This window comes from Alcaligenes sp. CHO6, assembly GCF_037120595.1.
Taxonomy (GTDB): Bacteria; Pseudomonadota; Gammaproteobacteria; order Burkholderiales; family Burkholderiaceae_B; genus Alcaligenes; species Alcaligenes ammonioxydans.
Genome location: NZ_JBANCI010000002.1, coordinates 129,400 through 146,158, shown reverse-complemented (window position 1 = coordinate 146,158; position 16,759 = coordinate 129,400). Strand labels below are relative to the sequence as shown.

Genomic DNA, 16,759 nt, shown 5'->3' with positions numbered 1-16,759 from the left:
GCCATGCCACAGTTCGTCTTTCTCTGGACCGATACCTTTGTGCTGGCGCTGTTCCTGGCGATGGCAGTCTATACCTGGCGAGTGTTCAAACGCCCGGCTTTGCGGTCGGCCTGGGCCAGTGTGGCCCGTACGCCCTCGGCCATGTGTGCCGCGGTTTTCCTCGTTTTTTTCCTGCTGGTGGGTTTGCTGGACTCGATTCACTATCGGCCACTGTTGCCTGCCGCCCCCGGACAGGAAGTCAGTGCACCTAGCTACGCGCCTGTCGCGCGCTCGGCGCTGGACGATATCCTTAACAAAGCCGGTTTGGCAAAGGTGGAGAAAACCTATTCCGCTCCTTTGGCTCGCTTCCAGCTGACCAAGGAGAGCATGCTGATTGACGGCAAACCCGTGCGGGATTTTCCGCGGCTGGTCAATGCTGGAGTGGGGGTGGACACGCCCGCCGAGCACCGGCGCGATATGCTGCAGCTGGGGGCAACAGGTTTGGCGTGGGGGGCGCTGGGCTGTGTGCTGCTGGCCGTTTTGTTGACCGTATGGGGGCGCAGGCAGTCCATGGCGACGGGTTGGGGCGCTGCCTGGCGTTACTGGTGGCAGGGTCAGGGTCTGGTTAACTGGCGGTTGATCTGGTTCAGCGCCTGTCTGCTGGTCATCGTGCTTTGTCTGGTCTGGAGTCTGAGCACAAACTATTATGTGCTGGGCACGGACCGCACGGGTAATGACATTATCTGGCAAGCCCTGAAAAGTGTGCGCACTGCATTGGTGATTGGTACCCTGACCACCTTTGCCATGTTGCCGCCGGCCATTATTCTGGGCTTGGCGGCCGGTTACTTCCGGGGCTGGGTGGACGATGTCATTCAATATATTTACACCACCTTGACGTCCATACCGGGGGTGCTGTTGATTGCCGCCTGCGTGCTGATGATGCAGGTCTATATCGACACCCATCCCGAGAGCTTTGACACCGTGGCGGCCCGCGCGGATTTGCGTTTGTTCATGCTCTGTCTGATTCTGGGGCTGACAGGCTGGGCCGGTCTTTGCCGCTTGCTGCGTGCCGAGGTGTTGAAACTGCGTGAGCTGGATTATGTTCAGGCGGCCCAGGCGTTCGGTGTCGGTCACTTTCGCATCATGTTCCGCCACCTCTTGCCCAACGTCATGCATATTGTGCTCATTACCTTGATTCTGGAGTTCTCCGGTCTGGTGCTGTATGAGGCCGTGCTGTCCTATCTGGGTATTGGCGTGGACCCCAGCATGCCGTCCTTTGGCCGCATGATTGATGCTGCCCGTAGCGAGTTGTCCCGCGATCCGATTATCTGGTGGGGTCTGGCTGGGGCCTTTGTGATGATGCTGGGGCTGGTTCTGTCCGCGAATATTTTTGCCGATGCGGTGCAAACGGCTTTTGACCCTCGGACCCGTCGTTTCAAGACGTTGCGGGTGCGCCCAGCAGGGGGAGCCAAGGCATGAGTCAGACGGAAAACCTCGCGACCGGGAAGTCTTCTGACGCTCCTGCCGTACTCAGGATTGAAGATCTGGAGCTGCGCGTGCAGTCTGATGCCGGTGTGCAAAGTGTGGTGCGCAATTTGTCGTTGGCCGTTCAGCGGGGCGAAACCTTTGCCTTGGTGGGCGAGTCGGGCTGCGGCAAGAGCATGACTGCCATGGCGATTCTGCGTCTTTTGCCAGAAGCGGCCTGGATGCAGTCCGGGCAAATTGCGCTGGACGGACTGGGGCTGCCGCTTTTGCCCGAGCAACGTATGCAGGATGTACGTGGCAAGCGCGTCAGCGTGATCTTTCAAGAGCCATCCACCAGTTTGAATCCGGTCATGTCCATTGGCCGTCAGATCAGCGAAGTCATCCGACGTCATGCAGTGGTGCCCGCCGGGCAGGAGCGGGCAAGTGCCATCAAGTGGCTGGAGCGCGTCGGCATCCCCGCTGCAGCCCAGCGTTACGACGACTTTCCGTTCCAGTTCTCCGGCGGGCAAAAACAGCGCATCATGATTGCGATTGCCCTGGCGGCAAAACCCGATTTGCTGGTGGCCGATGAGCCGACCACTGCATTGGATGTGACGGTTCAGGCGCAGATTTTGCAGCTGCTGGCGGATATACAGAAAGAGATGGGACTGGCCATCTTGCTGATCACCCACGACTTGCTGCTGGTGAAACAGTATGCCGATTATGTGGCCTTGATGCGGCATGGGCAAATTGTGGAGTCAGGCCTGGCCAGCCAGTTCTTTCTGCGCCCGACTCACCCTTACGCCCGAGAGTTGCTGGGCGCCATCCCCACATTTGAAAAGCGTGGTCGGCCCTTGTCTCGTGCGGCGGCGCCGATTGAAGCCGTCGCTACCCATAAAGGTGACAAAGAGCGGGTCCTGGACATTCAGGACCTGTCCGTGTCGTACAAACAAGCCGGTTCCTGGTGGCGACGCTCGCCTTCCATTCCTGTGGTCAAGGGCCTGAGCCTGCAACTGCACAAGGGTGAGACGCTGGCTCTGGTGGGCGAATCGGGCTGCGGCAAGAGCACTGTGGCGCGTACCTTGATGCGTTTGCTGGATCGGCAGGCCCAGATCAGTGGTCAAGTCTATCTGCAGGAGCAAGACGTCCTGCGAGTGAAAGGCAAGGCGTTGCGACAGTTGCGCTCGCGCTTGCAGATTATCTTTCAGGACCCCTATGGCTCTCTGGACCCACGCATGATGGTGGGCGATATTCTTTTGGAGGGCCTGACTGCTTTGCGTCCCGACCTGGACGCCAAGGCGCGTCGTCAACGCATTGGAACGTTAGTGGATCGGGTAGGTCTGCCCAAGAATGCCCTGGAGCGTTACGCGCATGAGTTTTCCGGCGGCCAACGCCAGCGCATCGCGATTGCGCGGGCCTTGGCGGTGGAGCCCGCAGTTTTGATTTGCGATGAACCGACCTCGGCCCTGGATGTGTCTGTGCAGGCGCAGATTCTGGACTTGATGCGAGAGTTGCAGCTGGAGCTGGGCCTGGCGTACTTGTTCATCACCCATAATTTCGGGGTCGTGGAGTATTTGGCCGACCGCATCGCTATCATGGCCAAAGGACATATTGTGGAACAGGGCAGCGCGCAGCAGGTGTTGTTCCATCCCCAGCAAGCGTTGACTCAGCGCTTATTGGCCGCTGTTCCCCGTTAAGCGATATTCTGTGCGGGATCGGTATCAATCAGTCTGCACTTCTATGTCACAATATGGCGGTCTGTCCGCCCATTGATACACACATCATGAGTTTGAAGGTTTTTGATCTTGAGTGCGAACACGGCCATGTGTTCGAGGGTTGGTTTAGCTCACGCGAAAGTTACGATGAGCAGCTCGGTCGTGGCCTGCTGTGCTGTCCCGTCTGTGACAGCCACGAGGTCAAACGTAAGCTGTCGGCTCCTCGTATCAATGTCGGGGCCCAGGAAAGCGCCAGTGCGCCGGTTCCCGCACCCTTGCCGTCGGCCATGCCCACTGAAGAGCAAATGCGGGCGATTCAGGGCCAGATCTTGCAGGAATTGCGCTCGGTAATCCGCAAGTCGGACAATGTGGGCACCCAGTTTGCGCGGGAGGCGCGCCGCATGCATGAGGGCGATATCGAGCCGCGTGCCATACGCGGTCAGGCCACGGTGCAGGAATACCAGGACTTGGCTGATGATGGCATTATTGCCATGCCGATTCCGGACTTTCTGGACGATGATCGTCTGCAGTAAAGAAGGACGACATCGTTTTCAAACGGCGGTGCAGGGTGCTGCGATGCAGACCCAAGGCGCGTGCCGCCTTCGATATATTTCCCTGATGCTGTTTTAAGGCCTGCTGAACGGCGGCGTACTCCTGCTCTCGTAGCGTTTTTGGTGTGGGAGCCGCAGACTGGGCAGTGGCTCTGCTTCTGCTGCGGTCGGCTGTTACGGCAAATGCCGGTTCCTGGGGGGCGGGCGATTCCGCATTCAGGCACGGCAAAGCAGGCAGGTCTTGTATCCGCCAGACACGCCCCGGATAGTCTTGCACCATGATTTGCAGCAGCACCGATCGCAACTGGCGATAATTGCCCGGCCAATCGTAGTCCTGCAGCTTTTTCAAGGCATCGGGGTGCAGTTGCGGTGCCACTTGACCGTGTGACAGGGCGACCAGCTCCCTGGAAATATAGTCGCCCAGGTCGGGACGCTCTTTCAGGCTGGGGACGGTGCAAATGTAATCCTGCAGCCGGAAATACAGGTCCGCGCGAAAACGCCCCTCGCGCACCAGTTTTTCCAGGGGCTGGTGACTGGCACTGATCAACTGGAAGTCCAAACGGTGAGTACGCTCCGATCCCAAGGCTTGCACTTCACGTTCTTGCAACACACGTAGCAAACGACTTTGCAAACCCACAGGCATATCGCCAATTTCATCCAGAAACAGCACCCCGCCATGCGCCTGACGCAGTTTACCGGCGTAGCCCTGACGGCGGGCGCCGGTAAACGCCCCGGCCTCATAGCCAAATAGTTCGGCCTCAATCAGGGTTTCGGGCAGGGCAGCACAGTTGATCGCCACAAAAGGGCCGCCGCGTGAGGGATGGCGACGGTGCAGCTCACGGGCCATCCGCTCTTTACCGGAACCGCTGGGGCCGCTCAGCAGGATGGACAAACCCATTTGCATGGCTCGCAAGGCAGGCGCCAACGCCTGCTCCTGTTGCGGGGACAGGGGCTGGGTTTCCGCTGTTTCAGCCTGAGTCGGGACGGGGCGGGCTGGCGGAGCGGGTTTGGTGGTAGAGCTCAGATGCAGGGTGAGCGCCTCGCTGGTGTTTTTCGCTCGTTCCAGCACGGACTGCAGATCCTGCCCCGGCAGTTCCTGCCAGTGCTGACGCAACATACGGGCGGCAAGCTCATCAGCGGCCACAATAATGTCGTCCTCCAGAACCAGCCGTCCGCTAAACGCGCTATTGAGCAGTCCGGGGTCGGTATGCAGATGTAGCAGACGACGGGCAGGTGAGCAAAGTGACTCCAGCATCTGCCGGTTGATCTGGCGGGCGTAGAGCTGGGCCAGATCCAGCGCATAGTGATGCTCCAGCTCCGCCGGCCCGGAGATATCGAGCACGCCGATAATCTGCCCGTAAGGATCGTAGATCGGCGCAGCATGGCAACTCAAAATCCGGTTGTCAGGCAGATAGTGCTGGCTGCCGTGAATCTTGATGGGTTGTGCGCAAAACAAAGCGGTGCCAATGGCATTGGTGCCCCGATGATTTTCTGCCCAGCTGACCCCAGCCCGCAAGGCAACCTGTTCGGCCCGTCGCAGGAAGTTCGGGTCACCGGCTTGCTGCAGCACGGTGCCTTGCGCATCACACAGCAAGACCAGACTGCGGTGTGGGCGTACCAGTGCGGCCAGATCCTGTACGGCGGCGGCAGAGTGATGCAACAGGTGATGCTGCTGTTCCAGCAACTGTCGCAATGCGCCTTGGCTCATGTCCCGCGGTTCTGCGCTTAACTCGGACTGCATGGTCTGACAGCGCTCCCAGGACTGTCGCCACATGGTTTCGTTGGTCTGCGGGCAAAACGTGTGTCGAAAAGTCATGAAGGTGCTCCGAGGGGGGTGTTGCAGTCTGCGACAGTGTTCGCGTTTTGCGACAGTCGGTGTCGCAGCCTGCGACTGGAGGTCGTTCCATTATGGAGGGGGGCAGGCCCAGGAGCGAGTCGGGACAATCGCTAATTAGCTTGGCACGCTATTTGCTTTAGTAAAAACAAGACAAAGGAGAACCTTGCCTTTTTCTACGGTGCGCCTTCGGTGACACCACACTAACTAATAAAGGAGACATCATGAATCTGTCCGATCTCAAATCCATGGGCCTGGATCTGGAATTCCCGTTCAAATCCCGCTATGACAACTACATCGGTGGCCGTTGGGTACCGCCTGTCGAGGGCGAATATTTCGATAATGTCTCGCCCGTGACCGGGCAGGTCTTTTGCCAGGTGGCCCGTTCCGGTGCGGCGGACATCGAACTGGCGCTGGATGCCGCTCACAAGGTGCGCCATCAGTGGGCGAACACGGCGCCTGCCGAGCGCTCTGCCGTTCTGCTGCGCATTGCCGACCGTATCGAGCAAAACCTGGAGCGTCTGGCGGTGGCAGAAACCATCGACAATGGCAAACCCATTCGTGAAACCCGCGCTGCTGACTTGCCCCTGGCCGTCGATCACTTCCGTTACTTTGCCGGTTGCCTGCGTGCCCAGGAAGGCAGCATCTCGGACGTGGACAGCACCACGGTCGCCTATCACTTCCACGAGCCAATCGGTGTGGTCGGGCAGATCATCCCCTGGAACTTCCCCTTGCTGATGGCGGCCTGGAAGTTGGCGCCCGCCTTGGCGGCTGGTTGTCCCATCGTGCTCAAGCCTGCCGAGCAAACACCTGCTTCCATCTTGTTGCTGATGGAAATCATCGGTGACCTTCTGCCTGCCGGCGTGCTCAACGTGGTCACCGGCTACGGTAAAGAAGCAGGCCATGCCTTGGCCAACTCCAAGCGCATCGCCAAAATCGCCTTCACCGGCTCCACACCCGTTGGCCGAGAAATCCTGCACGCTGCTGCCGATCGCCTGATTCCCGCTACGGTCGAGCTTGGCGGCAAGAGCCCCAACATCTTCTTTGAAGATGTGATGCAAAGCGATGATGCTTTCCTGGATAAGGCTCTGGAAGGCTTGAGCATGTTTGCCTTGAACCAGGGCGAGATTTGCACCTGCCCATCGCGTATTCTGATTCAGGAATCCATTTATGAGCGATTCATTGAGCGCGCTGTAGAACGCGTCAAACGCATTCAGGCAGGCAATCCGTTGCATGCTGGAACGATGGTCGGCGCCCAGGTGTCGGAGAAGCAAATGGAGCGCATCCTCGGTTACATTGATCTGGGCCGCGAAGAGGGCGCGCAACGCCTGATCGGCGGGGAACGCAATCGTTTGGGTCAGGGCCTGGACGACGGTTTTTATATCAGCCCCACCATGCTGCTGGGCAAAAACAGCATGCGTACCTTCCAGGAAGAAATCTTCGGACCGGTGGCCGCTGTGACCACCTTCAAGGACGAGGAAGAAGCCATCGCCATTGCCAATGACACCGAGTTTGGTCTGGGAGCGGGCGTCTGGAGCCGCGACGGCTCACGTGCCTATCGTGTAGGCCGTGGCATTGAGGCGGGTCGCGTGTGGACCAACTGCTATCACCTGTATCCGGCCCATGCGGCTTTTGGTGGCTACAAACAATCCGGCATTGGTCGAGAAACGCACAAGATGGCCCTCAACAACTACCAGCAAACCAAGTGCCTGCTGGTCAGCTACAGCCCGAACGCCCTGGGTTTCTTCTGATTTATTGATCTATTCGTAGTGTGTCCAAACCTCCCCCCATGCAATATGGGGGGATGCCCTTCTTGCGCGCTTTTGATGTGTCTGCACTGAAAGCGGCAAGGGATTTCTTCGTTCATCCATAAGGAATACGCACAATGACCGTTTCGGAATTCTTTATCCCCTCGCACAATATTCTGGGTCCTGGTGCCCTGGATCAAGCCATGCCGATTGTCGGGAAGATGGGCTTTAAAAAGGCGCTGATTATCACTGACGCCGATCTGGCCAAGCTAGGCATGGCCAAGATGGTGGCGGACAAGCTGATTGCACAAGGTATCCATACTGCGATCTTTGATCAGGTACAGCCCAATCCTACGGTCGCTAATGTCAATGCGGGCCTGGAGGCCTTGAAGGTGCAGGGCGCTGACCTGATCGTCTCCCTGGGGGGCGGTTCTTCGCACGACTGTGCTAAAGGTGTGGCGCTGGTCGCCAGCAATGGCGGCAAGATTGCCGACTACGAAGGCGTCGATAAATCTGCCAAGCCGCAACTACCACTGCTGGCTATCAATACGACCGCCGGCACGGCGTCGGAAATGACACGCTTTACCATCATCACCGACGAAACCCGTCACGTAAAAATGGCGATCATCGACCGCCACATCACTCCCTTCCTGTCAGTGAACGACTCAGACCTGATGGAGGGCATGCCGGCATCGCTGACCGCTGCCACCGGCATGGATGCCTTGACCCACGCCGTCGAAGCCTATGTCTCCACCATCGCCACCCCGATTACGGACGCCTGCGCGGTGAAGGTGGTCGAGCTGGTTGCCAAGTATCTACCTGTTGCCGTGCGTGAACCCCATAACAAGAAAGCCCGCGAACAAATGGCGTACGCGCAGTTCCTGGCAGGGATGGCATTCAATAACGCCTCACTGGGCTATGTGCATGCCATGGCGCACCAGCTAGGCGGTTTCTACGACCTGCCGCATGGTGTCTGTAATGCCCTGTTGTTGCCGCATGTGCAGGCTTTCAATATGCAGGTGGCCGGAGAGCGCCTCAATGAAATCGGCAAGCTGCTGTCGGATAACAATGCAGATCTGAAAGGGCTGGATGTCATCGCCGCGATTAAAAAACTGGCGGATATGGTGGGGATTCCGAAGTCGTTGGAAGAGCTGGGTGTGAAGCGGGAAGATTTCCCGGTTCTGGCAGATAACGCGCTCAAGGATGTGTGTGGTGCGACTAACCCGATTCAGACGGACAAGAAGACCATTATGGGAATTTTTGAGGAGGCGTTTGGGAAGCGATAAGAGCGGGTCGTGCAGGAGTGGCCAGAGTGCTGCTTCTGCTATGGATCGGACGCCAAATCGTCTCGAGCACCCATGGTGACAGACAGGAAAAAGGGGCTGTAAAAACAGCCCCTTTTTTTGCGCGTACCGCACTGGGCGGCACGACGACTTTCTTACATCACGCGGCTGCGGTATTCGCCAGTGCGGGTGTCGATTTCGATCTTGTCACCGATGTTGCAGAACAAAGGCACGCTGATTTCGGTGCCTGTGTTGATCTTGGCGGGTTTCAGCACTTTACCGGAGGTATCGCCTTTCACGGCAGGTTCGGTGTAGGTGATTTCGCGCACGATGATGGTGGGCAGCTCAACCGAGATGGCACGACCTTCGTAGAAAACGGCCTCAACGGACATGTTTTCTTCCAGGTAGTCCAGGGCGTCGCCCATGCTTTCGGCTTCGATTTCGTACTGGTTGTACTCTTCGTCCATGAAGACGTACATGGGGTCAGCGAAGTAAGAGTACGTGCATTCGCGCTTTTCCAGCTGAACAACTTCAAATTTTTCGTCGGCTTTGTGCACGGCTTCGCTGTTCGAGCCGGTCAGCAAGTTCTTGAACTTCAGTTTGACAACGGCGGAGTTGCGACCGGATTTGTTGTATTCCGTTTTCTGAACGACCAGAGGGTCGCCATTGACCATAGCGACGTTACCAACGCGCAGTTCTTGTGCGGTTTTCATTAAAAAAACTCCGAATGGGACAGGCTCCGCCAAACGCAGTGTCAGGGAGCTTTTAAGAGGTAATCGGTTATTTTAGCGTTTTCGGGCGACTTGGGTGTAAAAACTCAGCAAACTGCTGGCCAAATCGGCTTGTTCAGCCAGTTTTGCACTATATGCGCGGGCTTCTTGGTGCCATAGACGCAACACCTCAGGCTCCAGGCAGCGGCTCAAGGCAGCGGCAGCACCGGGCTGATCTGCGCTGCTCCAGGCCAGATGCAGGGCTTGAACCGGTTCGGGTAGATTGCCGGTATCCAGCCAGGCTTGAAGCTTGTCCAGATGGGCCTGTTCTTCCTGCACGTAGGGCTGCCACAGCATGGGCTGACCGGCCCAGATGGCGCGCACCAGCGAGTCCTCGCCGCGTACGATATTCAGTGCGCTGCGCCAGAGCAAGGCATCAAAGTCGGCCTGGTTCACAGCAGGGATACGCTGTACCAGCAAGTTGCCTTGCTCCAGATCCGGGATGCGTTGGGCAACCGACTCGGGCACCAGCAGCAAGGTTTTCTGCTGTCGCGTGGATAGCACCTCGGGCAGGGCCAGCACGGGTGCATCGGGATAGCAGAACAGGAACATTTGCTGCATCTCGCCCTGGAGCAAGGCTTGAATGTGTTCCTGCGCCACGCCCAGACGGTTCAGCATGGCCTGGTAGGCGGCATCGTCTTGTTGAAAGGCATCGCGGCGGGCCAGAAGATCGCTTTCACGCAGCAGGCCCCCTGTTTGCGGGACAAATCCGGGGAAAAAGAAATACTTGTTGGCCCCGTTTGCTTGCGGGGAGGGCAGACCGTGACAGCCTTGCACCCAGGGTTCTGCGCTCAGGTAATCCAGATTGATCCATAGATGGCTGTCTGCCGTCAGTTGCCTTGTCATGGCGTCGGGCGGCTCGCAGGCAAAGGCTTCGATCACAAAGGGATGTGGCGCAGGGTAGTCCTGGCGCGCATCGTGCCAGTGTTCTATATCTACACCTTGCAGCTGCTGGCTTTGCAGACCGCTTTGGATTTCGGACTGAATGCGGCTGAAGCTGTGCAGATCATCCACCCACAGGCGCAGCTGAGCGACATCGGGGCTGGCAGCCAGCTGACGGGCCAGCCGCCAGCACACGCCTATATCCCCCAGATTGTCGATAACACGGCAAAACAGGTCTATGGATACAGGCTGAGAAACAGGAGCAGTGTTCAATTTAGTGCAGCTGTACGGGGTCCAGGTCGATTTCGTCCGGCAGTTCCGGGTGTTGCATCTCGCCATTGATATCCGGGAAGAAGGGGGCGTTGCAATCGTCGCAGGTCTCGGTGGAGTGCAGGCCGGGCAAACGCTGGATCTGGACCAGGCCCAAGGTGCTCAGCAGCGCTGCAATCACATCCGGAATATCGATGTGGTCCTCGTTGTGGAACGAGGAATCCGCCTCTTCCTGGCTTAGAACAGGCCAGATACAACCATAAATGACGGTGGGCGAGGAAAGGGTGCTAAAGCCTACCCGGTATTCTTCGACCTGTTCATCCCCGCAGGCCACGATCACCGCGCGTAAATGATCGGGCGAGAGCTTGACTGCGGTTTGCAGCCAGGTCACCCCCGCTTTGAGCGCCAAGGGGCGAATTTCCCGATCAGATTCGCGGTTATTGACGTAGTAGGCATTAGGGGCCAGAAACTGCAGCTGGCAGCCTGTAAACAAAGGAGTGACGATAGCCGAGTAACGCTCCACCCATTGCTCGACATAACGCAGATGGTCCGCGTGCAGATTGTCGCTGGCTTGTTGCCAACGAAACAGGGGCTGGCCGACCGGGGCCATGACAACGCCAATCAGAAAGCGGGCATCTGCGAGCAGGCTGCTGGCTTCTTCGGGCTTGTTCAGCGGCGGCAGTTCCTGACTGCGACCCAAGGCTTGCGCGGTCAGGCTGCGAGTCCAGGTGTAAGCCTGCTGGTACGTCTGGGGCATCTCGTCGTAGTTGACCAGATTGGGCAGCAGTGCACACAGCGTGCCTTCAGCCAGAACGGTTGCGCGCAGGGCATCTTCCAGCTCCTTGTGCTGCTGGGGCTTGAGCACGCCCTGGGGCAACTGATAACGCGTCCAGGCAGTGAGGGGGGCCGAGAACAGCAGCGCATCGTAGCGCACGCCCTCATGTTCGATTTGCTGGCATTCCGCGTGGGATTCGGCCAGTTCCATCAGAATTTCGTAATGCTGGTGTTGCTGCTGGCTGCCCAGCAGTTCCAGCGTTTGTTCCACGGCCGTATTGCGTCGTCCGCTATAGAGCTTGTCCAGCAATTGAGCGGTCAGCCCTTGCCAGTAGCGGTCTTCGATCTGCGAGCCGGAACGGACCAGCGCGTCCGTGTAAGTGAGCAGACGCTGGATTTCTTTGGGTTGTTGGGCGAGCAGTTTGGAGTTGAGTTGCGACATGGACATACAAAGCCGATAGAGGGACAGGCTAGTTTACCCTTTGCCACGACTGGGGTGTGCGAATGAGGGAAGCCCCTAGGGGGCCGGATCAAAAGGACAAACAAAAACGCCCTCACCGCATGGGCGGCGAGGGCGTTTTCAGGCAAAAGCCAGGACTTACAGACCTACGGAGTCGGCAATTTCCTTGAACTCTTCGATCTGGTCGAAGTTCATGTAGCGATAGATGTCCTTGCTATTGGCTTGCAGCACACCCATATCGGCCAGATACTCTTCGCGGGTGGGGATGCGACCCAGACGCGAGCAGATCGCCGCCAACTCAGCCGAACCCAGGAACACGTTGGTGTTCTTGCCCAGACGGTTGGGGAAGTTACGGGTGCTGGTGGACATGACGGTGGCGCCCTCACGAACCTGAGCCTGGTTACCCATGCACAGCGAGCAGCCTGGCATTTCCATACGCGCACCGGCTACACCCAGAACGCCGTAGTGGCCTTCTTCGGTCAGCTGTTGCTGGTCCATCTTGGTCGGAGGAGCGACCCACAGACGGGTTGGAATGTCGCGCTTGCCTTCCAGCAGCTTGGAGGCGGCACGGAAGTGGCCGATGTTGGTCATGCAGCTACCGATAAACACTTCGTCGATCACGGTGCCGGACACGTCGGACAGGGTTTTCACATCGTCAGGGTCGTTCGGGCAGGCCACGATAGGCTCGTGGATTTCAGCCAGGTCGATATCGATGACGGCGGCGTATTCTGCGTCTGCATCGGGTTCGAGCAGTTCTGGATTGGCCAACCAGGCTTCCATGGCCTTGATGCGACGCGAGATGGTGCGCTCGTCTTCGTAGCCATTGGCAATCATCCACTTGAGCAGCGTGATGTTGCTGTTCAGGTATTCGATGATGGGTTCCTTGTTCAGACGCACGGTACATGCGGCGGCAGAACGCTCAGCCGAAGCGTCGGACAGCTCGAAAGCCTGTTCGATCTTCAGGTTGGGCAGGCCTTCGATTTCCAGGATGCGGCCGGAGAAGATGTTCTTCTTGCCGGCTTTTTCCACGGTCAGCAAACCTTGCTTGATGGCGTACAGAGGAATGGCGTTAACCAGGTCACGCAGCGTGACGCCGGGCTGCATTTCGCCCTTGAAGCGCACCAGAACGGATTCTGGCATGTCCAGAGGCATCACACCGGTAGCAGCAGCAAAGGCCACCAAACCGGAACCGGCCGGGAAGCTGATGCCAATCGGGAAACGGGTGTGCGAGTCGCCACCGGTACCGACGGTATCGGGCAACAACATGCGGTTCAGCCAGGAGTGGATGATACCGTCGCCTGGGCGCAGGGAAACACCGCCGCGTGTGCTGATGAAAGCAGGCAGCTCGTGGTGAGTCTTGACGTCAACAGGTTTGGGGTAAGCGGCGGTGTGGCAGAAGGACTGCATCACCAGATCGGACGAGAAGCCCAGGCAAGCCAGGTCTTTGAGTTCGTCGCGCGTCATTGGGCCAGTGGTGTCCTGGCTACCAACGGTGGTCATGCGTGGTTCGCAGTACGTACCGGGACGCACGCCTTGGCCTTCGGGCAGACCGCAAGCACGGCCAACCATCTTCTGGGCCAGGGAGAAGCCTTTGCCGGAATCGGCAGGGCTTTGTGGCAGGCGGAACAGGGTGGTCGGAGGCAGGCCCAGTGCTTCGCGAGCACGGGTGGTCAGGCCACGGCCGATAATCAGTGGGATACGGCCGCCGGCGCGCACTTCGTCAAACAGCACGTCGGACTTGACCTGGAACTCAGCGATCAGCTCGCCGTTCTTGAAGGCCTTGCCTTCGTAGGGGCGCAGTTCGATAACGTCGCCCATTTCCATTTTGGACACGTCCAGTTCGATTGGCAACGCGCCGGCATCTTCCATGGTGTTGTAGAAGATGGGGGCAATTTTGCTGCCCAGGCACACGCCACCGAAACGCTTGTTGGGAACGAAGGGGATGTCTTGGCCGGTGAACCACAGCACGGAGTTGGTGGCCGACTTGCGCGAAGAACCGGTACCCACCACGTCACCCACGTAGGCAACCAGATGGCCTTTTTCTTTCAGGGATTCGATGAAGCTGACAGGACCTTTCTTGCCGGGCTCTTCGGGTTCGATACCGGGGCGCGGATTTTTCAGCATGGCCAGCGCGTGCAGCGGAATGTCCGGGCGGCTCCAGGCGTCGGGGGCGGGCGACAGATCGTCCGTGTTGGTCTCGCCAGTGACCTTGAAAACGGTAACGGTCAGGCTTTCGGGAACTTCAGGACGGCTGGTGAACCATTCGCCGTCAGCCCAGCTTTGCAGGACTTCCTTGGCAAATACATTGCCTTTCTCGGCTTTTTCCTGGACGTCATGGAACGAGTCGAACATCAACAGGGTGTTTTTCAGGCCGTTGGCGGCAATCTGGCCCAGCTCGGGGCTGTCCAGCAATTCGATCAGCGGGCTGATGTTGTAGCCACCCAGCATGGTTCCCAGCAGCTCTGTAGCGCGCTCGCGGCTGATCAAAGCACAGGTTTCTGTGCCCAGCGCGATGGCGGCCAGGTAGGAGGCCTTCACTTTGGCCGCATCGTCCACACCGGCGGGGACGCGGTGCGTCAGCAGGTCGACCAGAAATGCTTCCTCACCGGCAGGTGGGTTCTTGATGAGCTCGATCAGCTCGGCGGTCTGCTGAGCCGACAAAGGCAGCGGGGGAATGCCCAGAGCAGCGCGCTCGGCAACATGTTCGCGGTAAGAGTCCAGCATAGTGCGGGTGCCTATCGGTAAATGGTTGATATGAAAATGCAATAAATCGCGTCTCGCCTCAATTGTAATTTGAAGCGCGCAGTGAAGCAATGGTCTTATATCTTATATAAGACTTACTGAAAGCTGAACGTTCTGGGGTTCAGGCCAGCAGATCGGCGTATTCGGGGTGACGGCGCATATAGACCACCGCGTAACTGCATACGGGCCGCACTTTCCACTGTTGGTTTTTTGCCGTTTCCAGTGCAAAGCGAGTCAGTTGCCCGGCAATGCCACGGCCTTCCAGCTCGGGTGGCACACGCGTGTGGGTGATGCTCATGACTGCATCGGCCAGTTCGTATTCGATGACGCTGCGGCGGTTTTCAATGTCGCAGTAAAACAGACGTGCTTGTGGGTCGTGATGGATGGTGGCCGTCATGGCAGGCTCCCTCAGGTAGGGTTGGAGTGCAGGGCGATCAGAACCCAAACGGCCAGCATGCAGATCATGCCCAGAAAGCAGCCGCCCCACAGTCCCATCAGGGGCCATTTGATGCCCATGGGAACATCGTCGGGTTGTACGTGCTGGAGCAGGCGATTGGCATTGCCAAACAGCGAGCCTTGGCGTTTGGGGAAATTCAGGCGCAAAAAATAATCCAGCAGCACACCGGCTTTGAGGGGCAGCGTCAGCTTTTCCCAGGGGTACTGATCCAGATAAGGGTGACGCAACACCTGATGGCTGCGACGCAGATTGAAAAGAAGCAAATAAGCGCCGGAAACCAGGCTGGTCAGGGCACAGGCAATCATCAGGGTGCCGGCCAGTGGCAAGGCATAGCGTACAAAATCAGAGAGCATTGAAGTTACCAGCAAGACGGCCCCGCCTGCGTGATGCAGCGGGGCCGAGAGTGAAGAACCCCGGCCAGAGGGCCGGAGCATCTCCGTCACTATATGGAGGCGCCCCTGGCGCCATTTCCACCTTGCCTCGCTCGGGCTCACCGGAAACGGTGAGGCTTGCGCGTTGGCTTGTGGTCAAGATCACAGGCGAATAATAGCCCAGGATCTATGACTTATGGGCGCTCATCCAGGGGTACGAAGCGCTGATTCTCAGGGCCAATGTAGTTGGCGGTAGGACGGATGATTTTGTTGTCCACGCGCTGCTCGATGATGTGAGCGGCCCAGCCTGCGGTACGCGCAATCACAAACAAGGGCGTGAACATGGCGGTGGGCACGCCCATGGTGTGGTAAGACACGGCCGAGAACCAGTCCAGGTTGGGGAACATTTTTTTCACTTCCCACATCACGCTTTCCAGACGCTCGGCAATTTCATACATGCGAGTGTTGCCATCGGCCTGGGCCAGCTCCTTGGCCACCGATTTGATAACTTCATTGCGGGGGTCGGAAATGGTGTAGACGGGGTGGCCAAAGCCAATAATGACTTCCTTGTTCTCCACGCGCTTGCGGATGTCTTCTTCGGCCTGGTCGGCCGTCTCGTAGCGCTTCTGGATTTCAAAAGCCACTTCGTTGGCACCGCCGTGCTTGGGGCCGCGCAGGGCGCCAATGGCGCCGGAGATCGCGGAATAAAAGTCCGAGCCTGTACCGGCAATGACGCGGCTCGTGAAAGTGGAGGCGTTGAATTCGTGTTCGGCGTACAGGTTCAGCGACACGTGCATGGCTTTTTCCCACTCGGCCGAAGGCTTTTCGCCATGCAGCAGGTGCAGGAAGTGCGCGCCGATGCTGTCATCGTCGGTCTGCACGTCGATCATCTCGCCATTGTGGCTGTAGTGATACCAGTACAGCAGGGCAGAGCCCAGGCAGGCCAGCAGGCGGTCCGCGATGTCGCGGGCGTCGGGCAGGTTGTGGTCGTCCTTTTCAGGCAGCACACAACCCAGCACCGATACGGCCGTGCGCATCACGTCCATGGGGTGGCTGTGGGCGGGCAGGGTTTCCAGTGCGCTTTGCAGGGCCAGGGGCAGGCCGCGCAGACGCTTGAGTTTTTGCTTGTAGGCGCGCAATTCATTGCGGTTAGGCAGCTTGCCGTGAATCAGCAAGTAAGCCACTTCCTCAAATTCGCAAGCCTGGGCCAGGTCCAGGATGTCGTAGCCGCGGTAGTGCAGGTCATTGCCGCTGCGACCGACCGTGCACAAGGCGGTATTACCTGCGACAACGCCAGACAAGGCAACAGATTTCTTGGGCTTGAAGCCAGTGCTAGGGGTGTTCTCGGTACTGCTCATAAAGGTCTCCTGGTTGCTGGGCAGCCCGCGCGAGGCTGGCTGCCAAATGGGGTTTTGACCCGCGCGAGGCCCGGTTTGGCGGGGCTGGCGGGAGCCTGTGA

At 58.4% G+C, this 16,759-nt stretch carries 13 protein-coding genes; 5 read left to right on the top strand and 8 right to left on the bottom strand.

The window, feature by feature from the left end; genetic code table 11:
• Nucleotides 1–3 precede the first annotated feature (3 nt).
• From V6936_RS08645 to V6936_RS08635, 3 genes are all read left to right on the top strand, one after another.
• Nucleotides 4–1,458 (top strand): ABC transporter permease, encoded by a 1,455-nt coding sequence (locus tag V6936_RS08645; protein ID WP_003802579.1) that lies wholly within the window; start codon nucleotides 4–6, stop codon nucleotides 1,456–1,458.
• Nucleotides 1,455–3,140, top strand: coding sequence for an ABC transporter ATP-binding protein (locus V6936_RS08640; protein WP_336579729.1), 1,686 nt, complete (start codon nucleotides 1,455–1,457; stop codon nucleotides 3,138–3,140). Before V6936_RS08645 ends, V6936_RS08640 begins: the two co-directional genes overlap by 4 nt.
• A gap of 86 nt (nucleotides 3,141–3,226) precedes the next feature.
• Nucleotides 3,227–3,691: a DUF1178 family protein gene (locus tag V6936_RS08635; protein ID WP_039943557.1), complete on the top strand. Its 465-nt coding sequence runs from the start codon at nucleotides 3,227–3,229 to the stop codon at nucleotides 3,689–3,691.
• On the opposite strand, the gene V6936_RS08630 is transcribed toward V6936_RS08635, so the two are convergent.
• The gene (locus V6936_RS08630) at nucleotides 3,642–5,525 is read right to left on the bottom strand and encodes a sigma-54-dependent Fis family transcriptional regulator (protein ID WP_336579727.1); all 1,884 of its coding nucleotides are present in this window, start codon (nucleotides 5,523–5,525) and stop codon (nucleotides 3,642–3,644) included. The genes V6936_RS08635 and V6936_RS08630 overlap by 50 nt on opposite strands.
• 242 nt (nucleotides 5,526–5,767) lie before the next feature.
• On the opposite strand from V6936_RS08630, the gene exaC reads away from it, so the two are divergent.
• Nucleotides 5,768–7,294: an acetaldehyde dehydrogenase ExaC gene (exaC, locus tag V6936_RS08625; protein WP_059318770.1), complete on the top strand. Its 1,527-nt coding sequence runs from the start codon at nucleotides 5,768–5,770 to the stop codon at nucleotides 7,292–7,294.
• 134 nt (nucleotides 7,295–7,428) lie between these two features.
• The gene (locus V6936_RS08620) at nucleotides 7,429–8,577 is read left to right on the top strand and encodes an iron-containing alcohol dehydrogenase (RefSeq protein WP_003802565.1); all 1,149 of its coding nucleotides are present in this window, start codon (nucleotides 7,429–7,431) and stop codon (nucleotides 8,575–8,577) included.
• Nucleotides 8,578–8,729: 152 nt separating this feature from the next.
• Here the strand turns inward: V6936_RS08620 and efp are convergent, their stop codons facing one another.
• The 7 genes from efp to prpC all read right to left on the bottom strand — a co-directional run bounded on the left by efp (nucleotide 8,730) and on the right by prpC (nucleotide 16,658).
• On the bottom strand, nucleotides 8,730–9,287 hold the full coding sequence (gene efp, locus V6936_RS08615; RefSeq protein WP_003802564.1) for an elongation factor P: 558 nt from the start codon (nucleotides 9,285–9,287) through the stop codon (nucleotides 8,730–8,732).
• Between the two features lie 72 nt (nucleotides 9,288–9,359).
• Nucleotides 9,360–10,499, bottom strand: a complete 1,140-nt coding sequence (earP, locus tag V6936_RS08610) for an elongation factor P maturation arginine rhamnosyltransferase EarP (RefSeq protein ID WP_165477539.1) — start codon at nucleotides 10,497–10,499, stop codon at nucleotides 9,360–9,362.
• A 1-nt stretch (nucleotide 10,500) separates the two neighbouring features.
• Entirely contained in the window at nucleotides 10,501–11,712 is a 1,212-nt protein-coding gene (locus tag V6936_RS08605) for a DUF2863 family protein (RefSeq protein ID WP_230406266.1), read from the bottom strand.
• A 156-nt stretch (nucleotides 11,713–11,868) separates the two neighbouring features.
• Nucleotides 11,869–14,454: a bifunctional aconitate hydratase 2/2-methylisocitrate dehydratase gene (acnB, locus tag V6936_RS08600; RefSeq protein WP_003802555.1), complete on the bottom strand. Its 2,586-nt coding sequence runs from the start codon at nucleotides 14,452–14,454 to the stop codon at nucleotides 11,869–11,871.
• A 139-nt stretch (nucleotides 14,455–14,593) separates the two neighbouring features.
• Nucleotides 14,594–14,869 carry a GNAT family N-acetyltransferase gene (locus tag V6936_RS08595; RefSeq protein WP_059318773.1) on the bottom strand — a complete coding sequence of 92 codons (276 nt, stop codon included), beginning with the start codon at nucleotides 14,867–14,869 and terminating at the stop codon, nucleotides 14,594–14,596.
• Nucleotides 14,870–14,880: 11 nt separating this feature from the next.
• Nucleotides 14,881–15,282, bottom strand: a complete 402-nt coding sequence (locus tag V6936_RS08590) for a hypothetical protein (RefSeq protein ID WP_131071393.1) — start codon at nucleotides 15,280–15,282, stop codon at nucleotides 14,881–14,883.
• A gap of 212 nt (nucleotides 15,283–15,494) precedes the next feature.
• The gene (gene prpC, locus V6936_RS08585) at nucleotides 15,495–16,658 is read right to left on the bottom strand and encodes a bifunctional 2-methylcitrate synthase/citrate synthase (protein ID WP_003802550.1); all 1,164 of its coding nucleotides are present in this window, start codon (nucleotides 16,656–16,658) and stop codon (nucleotides 15,495–15,497) included.
• Nucleotides 16,659–16,759: the final 101 nt, after the last annotated feature.

What these genes read in the sequence shown, in the direction of transcription:
- V6936_RS08645 (WP_003802579.1), top strand. Translation starts at nt 4, where the DNA reads ATGCCACAGTTCGTCTTTCTCTGGACCGATACCTTTGTGCTGGCGCTG.
- V6936_RS08640 (WP_336579729.1), top strand. Translation starts at nt 1,455, where the DNA reads ATGAGTCAGACGGAAAACCTCGCGACCGGGAAGTCTTCTGACGCTCCT.
- V6936_RS08635 (WP_039943557.1), top strand. Translation starts at nt 3,227, where the DNA reads ATGAGTTTGAAGGTTTTTGATCTTGAGTGCGAACACGGCCATGTGTTC.
- V6936_RS08630 (WP_336579727.1), bottom strand. Translation starts at nt 5,525, where the DNA reads ATGACTTTTCGACACACGTTTTGCCCGCAGACCAACGAAACCATGTGG.
- exaC (WP_059318770.1), top strand. Translation starts at nt 5,768, where the DNA reads ATGAATCTGTCCGATCTCAAATCCATGGGCCTGGATCTGGAATTCCCG.
- V6936_RS08620 (WP_003802565.1), top strand. Translation starts at nt 7,429, where the DNA reads ATGACCGTTTCGGAATTCTTTATCCCCTCGCACAATATTCTGGGTCCT.
- efp (WP_003802564.1), bottom strand. Translation starts at nt 9,287, where the DNA reads ATGAAAACCGCACAAGAACTGCGCGTTGGTAACGTCGCTATGGTCAAT.
- V6936_RS08605 (WP_230406266.1), bottom strand. Translation starts at nt 11,712, where the DNA reads ATGTCGCAACTCAACTCCAAACTGCTCGCCCAACAACCCAAAGAAATC.
- acnB (WP_003802555.1), bottom strand. Translation starts at nt 14,454, where the DNA reads ATGCTGGACTCTTACCGCGAACATGTTGCCGAGCGCGCTGCTCTGGGC.
- V6936_RS08595 (WP_059318773.1), bottom strand. Translation starts at nt 14,869, where the DNA reads ATGACGGCCACCATCCATCACGACCCACAAGCACGTCTGTTTTACTGC.
- V6936_RS08590 (WP_131071393.1), bottom strand. Translation starts at nt 15,282, where the DNA reads ATGCTCTCTGATTTTGTACGCTATGCCTTGCCACTGGCCGGCACCCTG.
- prpC (WP_003802550.1), bottom strand. Translation starts at nt 16,658, where the DNA reads ATGAGCAGTACCGAGAACACCCCTAGCACTGGCTTCAAGCCCAAGAAA.